Origin of the sequence: Dyadobacter sp. 3J3 (assembly GCF_009801115.1) — a bacterium.
Lineage (GTDB): Bacteria > Bacteroidota > Bacteroidia > Cytophagales > Spirosomataceae > Dyadobacter.
Window position 1 is genome coordinate 458889 of record NZ_VTOL01000003.1, and the last position, 13523, is coordinate 472411.

Genomic DNA, 13523 nt, shown 5'->3' on the forward strand with positions numbered 1-13523 from the left:
ATTTTAAAAAACAGGCATTTCTATGGACATTTTTGTTGGGAGTCTTTCTTTTAAGTTAAAAGAAAGCGAGTTGCGTGAAGCTTTCGAAAAATTTGGTGAGGTAAGCTCCGCAAAAATTATTATTGACAAAATTACACGTCAAAGCAAGGGGTTTGGGTTTGTAGAAATGCCTGATGAAGAGCAGGCTAAACTAGCCATAAGTGAGTTGAACGGGATTGAAATGTACGGCAGACCGTTGGTAGTAAACGAATCGCAGAAAAAAGAAAGAACACCCGGAGACCAGCCAAGAACGGATAGAAGCAGCAGTAGCAGCAATTCAGGAGGAAGTGGTGGCAGCAATAATACGGGAGGAAGTGACAGAAGTGCTAATTTCGGAAGAAACAAACCTGCCGGTGGCGGTGGAGGTTACAGCGGAGGCGGAAGCGGATATGGCGGAAAACCAAAATCTGATTACGGCCGCAGCGGAAGAGATGGCGGAGATTACAAAAAAGGCGGCGGATCCAAAAGAGGTGATTCCAGAGACAGAGACGATTGGTGAGAAATGGTTGAGCGTGGAGCTCAATAGATGAAATATAATTAGTGCAAAAGGTCATCAGGTTTTCGAACCTGATGACCTTTTCTAATTTATAAATTCTACAAAACAATACGCTCAAAAACATTCCATATCATAAAAACAAGGGGGCAAATCGCGCCGGCTCCATCAGAGCCTCCTGTTTATAGAAATTTGAATCATCGACAATCTTCCAGGCTCCTTCGGAGCCTCCTCGCATTTCAATCAAATTCTTATCTGGCATAAATCAGGAGACTCCGAAGGAGTCGGGAGAATTGGAATTCACTATTTTTCTATAAACAGGAGATGGCTCCACCATCGGGATTATTGACAATTCAAGACTTAATTAATCTAAAATTTACCTTTACAAAAAAATAGCTATATCTAAAATAAAAAGGAAAGGCCGCAAATCAAACTTTGCGACCTTTCCTTTTTAAAACTTTTTGGCTCTGCGTGAAATCTTAAAAGAAATTAACTCTCAGCCTTAACCTTATTATCCTTAAAGAACAATACAAATAAAACCAGAACCAAAGCAGCAATAGCAGCCGGAACCATCCAGATACTCGTCCAGTCTTTAATGCCATTCACCGTATATTTGTCAGCTACAATACCTGCAATCCAGGATCCAATTCCCATTCCGATACCGTAAGTAGCGATAGTAATTAAACCTTGAGCCGAAGATCTGTATTTCTCCCCTGCCTTGCTATCCGTGTAAATCTGACCTGTAACGAAGAAGAAATCATAACAAACACCATGCAAAACAATTGCCATATAAAGCAACCATTCGCTGCTTGCATCGCCGTAACCAAAGCCTATAAAACGAACAATCCAGGCAATTAATCCCACGATCAGTATCCATTTCACACCAAATTTGCGGAAAGCAAAAGGAATCAAAAGCATAAAAATCACCTCCGAAGCCTGTCCAAGCGACATCTTATTTTCCACATTGGTCATTCCCGAATCTGTCAGAGACGGATTGGCCATGGCGTAATAAAATGACAAAGGAATACAGATCAGCAAAGACGAAATAAAGAAAATAGCGAAAGAGCGATCTTTAAAAAGCTTGAACGCATCCAAACCTAAAATGTCAGAAAAAGTAGTACTTGTATTTGGCTTAGGCGGCGTATTTGGAAGGAAAAAAGAATATACACCCAAAATTGCAGCAGCAACCATAGAAATTTTGAAAATCATCACACTGTCACCAAAACCGTAATAACCGATAATATTCGAAACCACAATCCAGGCCACAGTTCCCATCACACGAATCGTTGGAAAGTCTTTTTCAGTATCTTTTACATGCTGCATCGCGATGGAAGTTGTCAAAGCCATGGTCGGGGCAAACGTGATACAATATGCCAAAATCACCCAGAAAAATGTGTCAGCATCGGTAATTCCTGTTATCAAATACAAAAGAGCTGCACCCGCCAGACTCAGTACACCCAACACCTTCTGCGCCGCAAAATACCTGTCAGCAATCATCCCCACAAAAAACGGTGCAATAATCATTGCGATAGAAAAAGCCGCATAAGCACCGCCCACCTGAACACCGGTTGCATGCAAAGAATTAAACATGTATTTACTCATCTGGCCGTACCAAGATCCCCAAATAAAATATAGGAGAAACATCATGGCCATTAATTGATAACGGGTCAAATTTTTCATAAAAAAGATTAGGAGTTATTAACTTAAAATGCAGTTTTCACTGTGGTCAAATTATTTTTTTTGTAACATTTTCTGAAATTCATTCAGTTTTAAAAGTGCCTCAATTGGTGATAATGTGTTTACATCAATTAACGCAAGGTCTTCTTTTAACTTTTCAAGTCTCGGATCCGTAGGTTCGAAAATGCTAAGCTGAAAGTTATTTTTCGGCATTTCCTTAATCTTTTTCTGGTGTTTATCCGCAACATGATCTTTTTCCAGATGATGCATAATCTCACTGGCGCGCAAAACAATTGGTTGCGGCATACCAGCAATTTGCGCCACATGGATACCAAAACTATGCGCACTTCCGCCTGGTTTCAGCTTTCTTAAAAATATTACTTTGTTGTCTACTTCCTTTACGGCTACATTGAAGTTTTTGATGCGTGGAAAATCATCAGACAGCTGATTTAATTCATGATAATGCGTAGCAAACAACGTTTTTGGTTTTACCAAAGGCTGATTGTGCAAATATTCCGCGATAGCCCAGGCTATGGAAACCCCGTCATAGGTACTCGTTCCACGGCCGATTTCATCCATTAAAATCAGACTGCGATCACTTAGATTATTAAGAATACTTGCTGTTTCCGTCATTTCGACCATAAACGTACTTTCGCCCCGGCTCAAATTATCGCTGGCTCCCACCCTGGTAAATATCTTGTCAACAATCCCGATCGTAGCCGCTTTTGCGGGAACATAACTTCCCATTTGGGCCATTAAAACGATCAGTGCAGTTTGGCGTAACAAAGCGGATTTACCCGCCATGTTTGGGCCGGTGATAATGATAATCTGCTGCGTTTCATTATCCAGATAAAGATCATTAGGAACGTAACTTTCTCCTAACGGCAGTTGCTGCTCAATTACAGCATGCCGACCATCTTTGATATCCAGAATCCTGTCTTCATCAATAACAGGTTTAACATAATTATTTTTCCTGGCTATGGTTGCGAAAGAACCCAGCGCATCCAGTGTCGAAATGATCGTCGCATTTTGCTGAATAGTACCCACATATTCAGCCGCCGTCAATATCAAAGCTGAGAAAATACGGAATTCAATCGCCGAGATTTTATCCTCGGCATTCAGTATTTTTTCTTCGTATTCTTTAAGTTCCGGTGTTATGTAACGTTCGCAGTTCACAAGCGTTTGTTTACGAATCCACTCTGCCGGGACTTTATTTTTATGTGAATTGGTAACTTCAAGATAGTATCCGAAAACCCGGTTATAGGCAATTTTCAGTGACGGAATTCCTGTCCGCTCCATTTCTTCATTTTGAAGTTTTAGGAGAAATCCTTTTCCTTCACGGGAAATTGCATGCAATTCGTCCAGTTCTGCATCAATTCCGCTTTTGATCATCCCGCCCTGATTGATCAGCAACGGTGCATCTTCTCTTAGTTCTGTTTCAATTTTATCAATCAAAAAAGTACAAAGATTAAGCTGATCTGCATATTTATTCAAAACCGCATAACTGGTATGGGTTGAGGCTATTTTGCCTAAAATTTCTTTGATCGGGCCAATTTGTTTCAACGATTTTTTCAGCTGAACCATCTCCCGCGGACTTATCCGGCGAACAGCAACTTTTGAAATCAGGCGTTCAAGATCACCGATATGTTTTAAATATTGCGTAATGGATTCGTGTAATTCATCATTCGCAAGAAAAAATTCAACCGTATTCAGACGTTCTTCAATCGGCGATTTTTCCTTTAAAGGCAAAACGACCCATCTTCTTAGCAACCGCGCGCCCATCGGAGTTACCGTTTGATCCAGAATCTGAATTAGCGGTACACCGCCTTCCTGCTGTGGAAAAACAAGTTCCAAATTTCTGACCGTAAACCGGTCAAGCCATACATATTTCTCTTCTTCCAGCCGTGTTACTCTGCTGATATGACTTACTTCCCGGTGCTCCGTTTCTCGTAAATAATGTAGAATTACTCCGGCAGCGATAATGCCCATTGGCAGATTTTCAATACCAAAACCTTTTAGCGTTGTGGTACTGAAATGCGTGGTAAGCTGCTCATAACCATAATCATATCCGAAACACCAGTCTTCCAGCTGAAATGTATGGAACTTGCCGCCAAAAAGCTGATTGAATTCCTGTTTATGTTTTTTACAAAAAAGCACTTCCGAAGGTGTAAATCCCTGAAGCATTTTATCAACATAGGCCGCATTGCCTTGCGAGGTCATAAATTCTCCTGTGGAAATATCCAGGAATGAAATTCCGTACAGATCTTCACCACCAATATGTACCGCCGCCAGATAATTATTCCTTCGTGTATCCAGCACATTATCGTTCATAGATACACCAGGCGTAACTAATTCCGTAACACCGCGTTTTACAATTCCCTTCGCCGTTGACGGATCTTCAAGCTGATCACAAATAGCAACGCGCTCACCGGCACGAACCAGTTTTGGAAGGTAATTATCTAAGGAATGGTGAGGAAATCCTGCAAGTTCTTCATGCGCACCGCCATTATTACGACGCGTAAGTACGATCCCAAGTATCTTGGAAGCACGTATCGCATCTTCTCCAAAAGTTTCATAAAAATCGCCAACCCGGAAAAGAAGCAATGCACCAGGGTACTTGGCTTTAATCTGATTATACTGTTTATTAAGCGGAGTTTCTTTTTGTTCCTTTGCCAACTAATATCAATTTTGAAAACAGGATAACTACAAAATTAACCCTTCTATCCGGTTTGGCAAGTCCAAATAGTTGTTTTATCAAGTAAGTTTGAGGGTCAAAGCGAGAGCTTCCGAACTTCCTCACCGGTAACTTCCCATACGTCCCCCGGTTTAGCTCCGTCCGTACCAAAATCGGCAAGAGTAATTTTCCCAATAGCCCACCGCACCAATCGTAAAGTTGGAAAACCAACAGCAGCCGTCATCCGTCGAACCTGACGATTTTTACCTTCATGGAGTGTAATAGAAACCCAGGAAGTCGGGATATTTTTTCGGAAACGGATTGGCGGATTTCTTTCCGGGAGCAAAGGTTCTTCCAGTGGAGAAGCTGACGCAGGCAAGGTCAGATAAGATTTTCCGTTGATGGAAATCGCTACGCCATCCGCCATTTGCTGGCAGGCTTCGCTGGTTATTTCGCCTTCAACCTGAACATAATACGTTCGATTATGCCTGTTTCTCGGTTCCAGTAATTTTGTTTTTATATAATTGTCGTTGGTCAGTAAAAGCAATCCTTCGCTATCCGCATCCAGCCTGCCAACAGGATAAATATCCTTTGCAAAATTAAAATCAAGATCAGCCAATGTAGCATGGTCGCCCTCGCGCGTAAATTGCGAAAGCATTCCGAAAGGCTTGTAAATGAGAAAGTAACTGAACAAGATTAAAAGAATTATGAAAGCGTTTTATAGCTTATTTGATAAGTGATTCCAAATCAAGAACAAATTCCGGAAGTACCAAGTCACCGGAAAGCTTCACGTTTAAGGAATCAATCTTTGTAATAGATTTATCACTCTTATAAATGTAGACTTTACTGTCAAAACGGTCAATTAGCCAAGCTAGCTGAGTTCCATTTTCAATATATTCCTCCATTTTTTCAAGAAGGTATTTGAGTTCGTCCGATTTAGAACGAATTTCAACAATAAAATCCGGACAGATTGGAGCAAACTTTTCCTTTTGCTCATCCGTTAAGAGATTCCATTTTTCATTCTTAATCCAGGAAGCATCAGGAGAACGGATCGCGCCATTTGGTAAAGTAAATCCAGTTGCCGAATCAAATGCCTCTCCTAAACCCCATTTTTCATTCCAAACAAATAAATTACCTAAAACGCGGAAATTAAGACTTCCGGTAAAAGAACCAGTTGGCGACATAAGTATAATATTTCCATATGAGTCCCTTTCGAACTCTAGTGTGTCATTCATTTGGCAAAATTGATAGAAATCTTCTTCACTCATCAATTCTCCCATTTTCAAAGTTACAGGCGTGGGGATGTTCATAACTTAGGTTTTACATTCTGGCTTTATCAAAAATACAAAATATTATTGATACTGGAATACCTACCAATAACCATAATTATCTATTCAATTTCCAGCCAAACCGGGCAATGATCCGAATGCACGGCATCATTATATTGTCTGCTTCCAACAATTCGATCCTTAATCGTATCAGCTACGGATATATAATCAATACGCCAACCTTTGTTATTAGCTCTTGCTCCGGAACGATAGGTCCACCAGGAATATTCCTGCAAATCCGGATTCATATGTCTGAAAGCATCCGTATAGCCACTCCCAAACCATTTCGTCATCCAATCCCGCTCTTCCGGCAAAAATCCGGACGACTTTTTATTTCCCTTCGGATTGTGAATATCCATTTCGGTATGCGCAATGTTGTAATCTCCGCAGATAATTAAATTAGGCCTTGCCACGCGCAACATATCCACCCAGTTATTAAAGTCTTCGAGGAAATTCATCTTGACACTTTGCCGGATTTCTCCGCTAGTGCCCGAGGGAAAATAGCAATTTAACAATGTGATATTTCCAAAATCTGCGCGCAGAAGTCTTCCTTCACTATCATAAACAGGCAAATTGAATCCGTGAGAAATAAAGTCAGGTTTTATTTTTGAAAATATCGCCACACCGCTATATCCCTTTTTCTCAGCCGCATGCCAGCCAATCAGTTCATATCCCAATGCTGTAAATCCTGACAGATCCACTACATCGGGCGTCGCCTTTACCTCCTGAAAACAAAGTACATCAAAAGGTTTATCCTTTAACCATTCCAGCAAGCCGTTCTTCAAAGCTGCCCGGATTCCGTTGAGATTGTAAGTAAGAATTTGCATAGAAAGTAAACTTAGTACGATGTCAAACTTTGATAGCTGCCAATGATTTACTAAAATATAAATATTTTCTCTCTTGTATAACGCGATTCCCATTTACCCGTAACCCGGTCGCCACCTGATAATAACCAGATATCAAACTTTCCCTTTGGTACTTTTCTCTTATAAAACGAATAGGAATACTTATCGTCATAATAAGTTCTTTTCTTCAAAAAGTCTGATAATGAGTTCGGAACTGGAATTGCAGGAAGCAGATTGGTGTGCTGATCAGAAACTAAAACAAAATAAGCCGGTTGTGGATGCGTCCCCCTTTTGGTTTCAAATTTGATATATCTGATCGGAACGTTATCATCATTGTTGCGTAAACCAATCTTGATATCTAGCTTAGGAGCATGTTCATCTCCTTTTTTAGTTTCTGAAATGAGACGGGTGGCGGGTGGTAATTTATCAGATTCGTAAAGATGAAGCAATCCTTCTTTTTCCAGATTTTCAATAAGAATTTTCATCTTGGTCGGGTGATTCCAGAAAGGTTTATCTCCATAATTGAATCCGACGGACAAAAGCGTATTGTAATTTTTCCAATAATAAGCGTCCAGCGATAATTTCTCACGCTGTTCTCTAATACTTCTTATTGAATAAAAATAACTTACAAAATTCAACGCCAGACAAGCAGTCAGGCTCAAACCAAATACAGATAAACTGATATTTTTATAATTTTTGATAATCAGTATTAAACCAACATAAGCAATGGCCAAAAGCACAACGCCAAAAATCATGTAGCGTCTGGAAAAAATATTGCCCCCGTACATTAAAAAGTTAGCCGCCGGTCTGCTCACAATAAACATGGCTCCGGTTCCCATCAGGAACATAAATGCACCAAATAAAAACCAGTTGGTCCATGGTATATTTTTATTCACAAATATCCGGACCAGCCAGCCCAAAAAGACCGCTAAAATACCCATTCCTAAAAAAACACATAACACCATATCCTTGTAGAATACCGGTGTAAGCGGATGAGGAATATCCATATATAATGCATTCCCCCAGAAACCGAATATAAAGATCAGATTGAAAATAGGATGCTCCCAAACTTTACCTTGCCCGGTAGATACAAATTGGTAATCGAAAAGAAAGTAGAATAAAATTAGCACTACGGCAATTCCTATCCACTGAGCCAGCAATTTGTATCTTTTTTGAAAAAGTAAAATAACACTTCCGATTATCCAGGTAAGCATCCCGCTCCCACTAATGAACATGGTAACAATTGCTGCTAATACAGCAAAAATCCAGCTCCTTTTATCTGGTTTACCAATAAAATAAACTGTCAGTAAGGCAAAAAACAGCAACGGAGTATTTTGTATAGCTGCAATGCCCCAAATTGCGTTTTCAAAATAAACCAAATTGAAAAGAATGTAGGGTACCGGGATAAAATAATGCCATGAAACTTTCTCCTTTTTAAACGCCAGGAAGAAAAGATAAAGAATGCCAAGCATAAAAAGATTGCCCAGCATGATCTGCAATTTTATATCAACAGTTCCCGTGAAAAATAACATAATGAGCATCACAATCCTCTCAAAAGCAAACCTGTGCTGGTTAACCTGCTCAAAAAGTATTTTTGCTGTATCAATAAAACCCGAACTCTTTTTCAGACTATAAATTGTTTCCAGAAGATTGTAATCATCTTCATAGGGAATATTTATGACGTGAGCACTTATTATAATATAGAAGTAAACGACTGGTAAAATTATTAAACCCAATCCCAGAACGTTCCGGAATTTTTGAAGACTTTTAGAAAGAAATGTAAGTCCAAAAAGTAGGGTTAATACTAGTACAAGTACAAAATATTCAAATAACCGAGGGTTTTGTAGAAAAGAATTATCCAATTTTGTTCGTGTTAAAATGATTTTTCAATGACTGGTAAGATGACAATAAATCATCCCACCAGTCATTGCTGTGTGTTGTATCAAAATAATATTATAATTTAATTATCTCGTTTTAAGGATCATATCACTTGTAATTTCCTGATCAAAAGTAATATAGCCAGGATAATTAATGGATTTACCACCCAAATCCAAAGTAGGTTTTACCTTCACAGTAAATTTTGCCGGCTTGGAATCAGACTTTCCCGTTAACGTCATAACCATATTAATGAAATCATCTCTTGTCTGGTCATTCATCAGCAAACTGTAAACATTCGCGCTCAGTTTAACCGGTACCCTGGTGCTCCCGCTTCCCGGATATACTTCAATTTTCTGATTTAAAAATCCGTTAAAAATTTCGGTATTGGTAAGTAAAACTTTGTATTCCAACTGATTCACAGCAGCTTTTTTACGAGTAGGATTCTTGATATCAAAATTAACACGAAGATCCAAAGGAACATCTTTGCGTAGAAATGCAAGCCCCAGTTTTGGAAATCTGGCAAGGTTCAGATCACTCATACTTTTGATATTCCTGAACTCATTAATATCAATCCCTGCCAGATAAATACTATCCGCAGATCCAATTTTATACTTACAATCACCAAAAGCCTTTGCCTCCTGAACCTGACGGCTCACGCCACAACCCGTCATGTATAACCCAACAGTCGCTAAAACCGCGACAAACCAAATTTGTTTTTTCATTGTGTGTTTTAATAATTTTTCCGCAAGATAAACAGTAGCTACTACAACGCCCATACTTGGAATGGATTATTCTTTTGTTATCACTTTTTTAGATTAAAAACTTATCAAACGATTTTACCGGGAAAAATCCAGTTGCAAGCCTTATTTGCAAACCATACCTTTGCAAACTTTTGTATCCACTTTAATCAAAAACAGACTACAATGGCAAGCTGGTATTTAGGAAAAATACGTTACCAAAAAGAAGATGAGGCAGGAAGTCTTAAGACAATTAATGAAGTTTATCTTGTAGACGCGGTTTCATACACGGAATCCGAAGCCAGACTTTATCAGCAAATCGTAACGGGTGCGAGTGATTTTAGTGTGACCAGCATTACACGCATGCGCCTGGCCGACTTGTTTTCTTACGAAGAAGGTGAAAAATGGTTTAAGGCAAAAGTTATCTACTTTTCGGTTGATGAAAAAAGCGGGAAAGAGAAAAAAGTAGTGAACTATATGCTTGTCAATGCAGACGGAATCGATCAGGCCTTGCAGCGTATCACAGAAAGCCTGCGTACCATGCTTATTCCTTACGAAACTACGGACATGAATTTGACGCCGATCCTGGATGTTTTCCCTTACACTGCGGAAGAAGAAGTGGAGGAAATTCCGGCAAATATGCGCCCTCTTTCCGAAGTAATGGCGGAAAGAGAAGCAGCACAATAAATAAAAATGAGCCTAATTCTCGGCTTTTACTTCCGCATAACCACGGGTAATTGCCAAAAAAGGATTAGGCTCATAACTTTTCAATTTCAGGACCAGACCTTTGGAATCCAATTCTGTCAGAAGCTGTTTGTTATTGAAAATATAAGTGTAATCAAAAGACACCGGCAAACTGGCGACACCGTCGATCAGGTCAAAACCATACAAAGGATTAATGCCGAAAGGTGTTTTGGTCAGCCACAATTTATCTTTTGCATCGGAAGTTGGATAGGACAGTTCGTATTCTGCACTTTCCATTCCAAAATCCTTGCGGACATTTCCGGTTGGAATGCAATAGGTACTAAAATCTTCCTTTTGCTGTGCAATGGTTTCAGCATCAGGTTTCAATTCTTCAACCTTTTCGGTCATTTTAAATTTCTTCCCGGATTCGTCCGCTCCGTAATAAAAATATTTTCCATCCTGAAAAGCGAGGATAAAATCGAAAGCTTTTCCTGTATCTCCAAAACTATTTTCACGTTTAAAACACATCGTTCCGGTAACCGGATCTACGTAAATTACAATTTCTCCCTTCGTTTTCTTGTCTTTATTTTCAAACGAATAAGTCAATGCATGACTGAAATAATACTGGCCTTTTTCAGGTTTCCATTGCGTTGCTCTTTGTGCAGCAGCATTCGTTTTTGGCGCCTGTGCTTTTACTAAACCTGCCGAAAGCAGCAGGGAAAAAATTAAATAAACGGATATTTTTCTAAGCATAACATAAATTATTAATGCATGCAAGCTAAAAAGAGGCTATCGAAAAACCATAGTTCTTTTTACAATTTAATAAATTCAACCCGCCGGTTATTCGCTTTTCCTTCGGCAGAAGTATTGGGAGAAACCGGTACACTTTCGCCTTTACCATCTGTTTCCAACCGGGATTTATCAATTCCAAAATCTTTTGCAAGTGCTTCCTTAACTGATTCAGACCGTTTTTTGGATAAGGTAAGATTTCCGGCATCATCACCATCCGAATCCGTATGACCGATCACTTTCACTTTTACGGTCGCATTTTCGGTTAAAACGTTGGCAATATCTTTCAGAACACCATAAGATTCCGGTTTGATCGTAGCTGAGTTGACATCGAAAAGAATTCCGGTTGTCGAGAATTTCCCTTCTGTAATCAGCTTGTTTCGCGTATCAGGAGCTCCAACGGCCAGTCTGAAATTGGATATAAAGTACCGGTCAGTTTCAATAGAATATCCCTGATTACTAAAAGCAATAAAATTATAATTGGTAGCCAGATTAAAGGCCTTTGGTAAATCCCAAACCTTAAAATCATCCACATACAGCCGAAGCCGCGACTTTTGCCGCCAAATTGAAACTTTTACAACATTATGATCCGGAACGTGAAAGGCAGGAATACTTTTCTGATTTTTCATGATTGATTCAGCAGGCCCTCCAAAGACATTGAAAGTTGCTATACCCTGGCTTCCTCCGGCATCTTTTGGATGCAAGCCAACTTCCAAGCCTTTTTCTTTATAGCCGTCGTATCCATTCCAGATCGAAAAATTCTTGCCTGGATCTGCTACCTCAGCAAAAATTGTGCGGATTACTCCAGAATAAAAACTAAAATCAGAAGTTGTAGCCAGATTAAATTCCAATGTAAAATTTTCCGGTAGTTTCGTTACAAATTCCGGATAGAAAACCCCTTCCGGCCCAAGCATCAGCCATTTGCCCTCTGTGCCATCAATCGTAACTACTTCACCAGCTGAATTCGTATTCCATTTGGCAGGAAAATCACCGACAGCATCTTGCGAAAAATCTTCAACAGCTACCACTTTCTCGCCGGGAATAAAGTCAAATTTACTGTATGATTTAAGCGTTGGTTTTGCCGTGCTGGCCGGAGCGCTCGCAACGGTTTGTGATTCCGTGGTATTATTTTCGTTTGTGTTTGGAGCGCTATCCTGTTTTTCAGTCTTCCCGGAAGAAGTTTCCTGCTTAACCTTCTTATCCTTTTTCTTAAAAAGGCTTCCAATCCCTTCTTCAACTTTGTCGAAACCTTTGTCAATTGACTGGTTGACCTTCTGGTTAGCCCGGTTTTCTGCCTGCCTTTCGGCAACCTTGCCTGGGTCCGTAATGCGAATTTGAGCTTTTGCGATCAACGTAAAACAAATCAGTAAAAATAGAAAAGTGAGTTTTTTGCACATAACCTGAACAATTTAATTTTTCAAATAAACCTTGTTATTTTTAAATTTAAGAATAATCCTATTTTATGTCAAAAATATTGAGTTAACGGTTACCAAATATTACTGAATATTCCGTTATGCTGAATTCCCAGAACATCGTAAATTGCGGCGCATTAGTTTATATCGCATGATTTTCAATTTCGAAACAAGATCTGTTGCATTACAGGAAGGCCGTAAAATTTATTTTTCCTCCGATTTTCACCTTGGCGTCCCGTCTGCCGAAAAAAGCAGGGATCGTGAAAGAGTATTGGTAAAATGGCTGGAATCCATTGAACATGATGCACAGATCATTTTTTTGGTAGGAGATATTTTTGACTTCTGGTTTGAATACGGACATGTTGTACCAAAAGGATTTGTACGTTTATTAGGGAAGCTGGCTGAACTTTCTGACCGGGGAATCGAGCTGATTCTTTTTACAGGAAATCATGATATGTGGATGTTCGGCTACCTGAAGGAAGAAATTGGAGCCACTATTTACCGCAATCCTATAAACTTTGAAATCACAAATTCAGCAGGTTTAAAAAAGTCAATTTTAGTTGGACATGGTGATGGACTTGGCCCCGGAGATAAGGTGTATAAAATCCTGAAACGGATTTTCGAAAATTCATTTTTTCAATGGATTTTCAGGATCGTTCATCCGGATGTTGGGATGTGGATCGCTTCGCAATGGTCAAAAAGAAGCAGGATTGCCAATATCAAAAAAGGAGAAGAAGTATTTGTTGGAGCGGAATATGAATGGCTGCTTCACTATTGCAAAGAAGTTGAAAAAGAACAGCATCACGATTATTACATTTTCGGACACCGGCACCTTGTTCTTGACCTTGCAGTGAATGACAACAGTCGCTATATAAATCTGGGAGAATGGGTTACCAAACAAACGAAACAGGCATATGCAACGTATGACGGCGAAAAAGTGGTATTGAAAGAATTTATTTAAATACCT

The 13523-nt window shown here is 39.5% G+C and carries 12 protein-coding genes; 3 read left to right on the plus strand and 9 right to left on the minus strand.

From position 1 onward, the window contains the following. Positions 1-22: 22 nt before the first annotated feature. Positions 23-538 (plus strand): RNA-binding protein, encoded by a 516-nt coding sequence (locus FZF08_RS08860; RefSeq protein ID WP_159468271.1) that lies wholly within the window; start codon positions 23-25, stop codon positions 536-538. A 483-nt stretch (positions 539-1021) separates the two neighbouring features. On the opposite strand, the gene FZF08_RS08865 is transcribed toward FZF08_RS08860, so the two are convergent. The 7 genes from FZF08_RS08865 to FZF08_RS08895 all read right to left on the minus strand — a co-directional run bounded on the left by FZF08_RS08865 (position 1022) and on the right by FZF08_RS08895 (position 9656). Further along, positions 1022-2212: a nucleoside permease gene (locus FZF08_RS08865; RefSeq protein ID WP_159468272.1), complete on the minus strand. Its 1191-nt coding sequence runs from the start codon at positions 2210-2212 to the stop codon at positions 1022-1024. A gap of 51 nt (positions 2213-2263) precedes the next feature. After that, positions 2264-4885, minus strand: a complete 2622-nt coding sequence (mutS, locus tag FZF08_RS08870) for a DNA mismatch repair protein MutS (RefSeq protein ID WP_159468273.1) — start codon at positions 4883-4885, stop codon at positions 2264-2266. A gap of 95 nt (positions 4886-4980) precedes the next feature. Continuing rightward, positions 4981-5577 (minus strand): pseudouridine synthase, encoded by a 597-nt coding sequence (locus tag FZF08_RS08875; RefSeq protein WP_159468274.1) that lies wholly within the window; start codon positions 5575-5577, stop codon positions 4981-4983. 31 nt (positions 5578-5608) lie between these two features. Continuing rightward, positions 5609-6193, minus strand: coding sequence for a Uma2 family endonuclease (locus FZF08_RS08880; RefSeq protein WP_159468275.1), 585 nt, complete (start codon positions 6191-6193; stop codon positions 5609-5611). Positions 6194-6273: 80 nt separating this feature from the next. Further along, positions 6274-7038 (minus strand): exodeoxyribonuclease III, encoded by a 765-nt coding sequence (locus FZF08_RS08885; protein ID WP_159468276.1) that lies wholly within the window; start codon positions 7036-7038, stop codon positions 6274-6276. A gap of 50 nt (positions 7039-7088) precedes the next feature. Further along, complete coding sequence (locus FZF08_RS08890; RefSeq protein ID WP_229216468.1) at positions 7089-8792, minus strand: hypothetical protein; 1704 nt, start codon at positions 8790-8792, stop codon at positions 7089-7091. 228 nt (positions 8793-9020) lie between these two features. Next, positions 9021-9656 (minus strand): hypothetical protein, encoded by a 636-nt coding sequence (locus FZF08_RS08895; RefSeq protein ID WP_159468278.1) that lies wholly within the window; start codon positions 9654-9656, stop codon positions 9021-9023. A gap of 201 nt (positions 9657-9857) precedes the next feature. Between FZF08_RS08895 and FZF08_RS08900 the strand changes: the two genes are divergently transcribed. Further along, positions 9858-10358, plus strand: coding sequence for a DUF4494 domain-containing protein (locus tag FZF08_RS08900; RefSeq protein ID WP_159468279.1), 501 nt, complete (start codon positions 9858-9860; stop codon positions 10356-10358). Between the two features lie 12 nt (positions 10359-10370). On the opposite strand, the gene FZF08_RS08905 is transcribed toward FZF08_RS08900, so the two are convergent. Together FZF08_RS08905 and FZF08_RS08910 are read right to left on the minus strand one after the other, a co-directional pair. Then, positions 10371-11108 (minus strand): hypothetical protein, encoded by a 738-nt coding sequence (locus tag FZF08_RS08905; protein WP_159468280.1) that lies wholly within the window; start codon positions 11106-11108, stop codon positions 10371-10373. A 59-nt stretch (positions 11109-11167) separates the two neighbouring features. Next, positions 11168-12541, minus strand: a complete 1374-nt coding sequence (locus tag FZF08_RS08910; RefSeq protein WP_159468281.1) for an OmpA family protein — start codon at positions 12539-12541, stop codon at positions 11168-11170. Positions 12542-12707: 166 nt separating this feature from the next. Here FZF08_RS08910 and FZF08_RS08915 point away from each other — a divergent pair, with 166 nt between their 5' ends. Further along, the gene (locus FZF08_RS08915; RefSeq protein WP_159468282.1) at positions 12708-13517 is read left to right on the plus strand and encodes a UDP-2,3-diacylglucosamine diphosphatase; all 810 of its coding nucleotides are present in this window, start codon (positions 12708-12710) and stop codon (positions 13515-13517) included. The last annotated feature ends 6 nt before the right edge of the window (positions 13518-13523 follow it).

Bases quoted from the DNA above. Each gene is read 5' to 3' on its own strand.
- FZF08_RS08900 (WP_159468279.1), top strand. From the start codon at position 9,858: ATGGCAAGCTGGTATTTAGGAAAAATACGTTACCAAAAAGAAGATGAG.
- FZF08_RS08880 (WP_159468275.1), bottom strand. From the start codon at position 6,193: ATGAACATCCCCACGCCTGTAACTTTGAAAATGGGAGAATTGATGAGT.
- FZF08_RS08905 (WP_159468280.1), bottom strand. From the start codon at position 11,108: ATGCTTAGAAAAATATCCGTTTATTTAATTTTTTCCCTGCTGCTTTCG.
- FZF08_RS08915 (WP_159468282.1), top strand. From the start codon at position 12,708: ATGATTTTCAATTTCGAAACAAGATCTGTTGCATTACAGGAAGGCCGT.
- FZF08_RS08865 (WP_159468272.1), bottom strand. From the start codon at position 2,212: ATGAAAAATTTGACCCGTTATCAATTAATGGCCATGATGTTTCTCCTA.
- FZF08_RS08895 (WP_159468278.1), bottom strand. From the start codon at position 9,656: ATGAAAAAACAAATTTGGTTTGTCGCGGTTTTAGCGACTGTTGGGTTA.
- FZF08_RS08910 (WP_159468281.1), bottom strand. From the start codon at position 12,541: ATGTGCAAAAAACTCACTTTTCTATTTTTACTGATTTGTTTTACGTTG.
- FZF08_RS08885 (WP_159468276.1), bottom strand. From the start codon at position 7,038: ATGCAAATTCTTACTTACAATCTCAACGGAATCCGGGCAGCTTTGAAG.
- FZF08_RS08860 (WP_159468271.1), top strand. From the start codon at position 23: ATGGACATTTTTGTTGGGAGTCTTTCTTTTAAGTTAAAAGAAAGCGAG.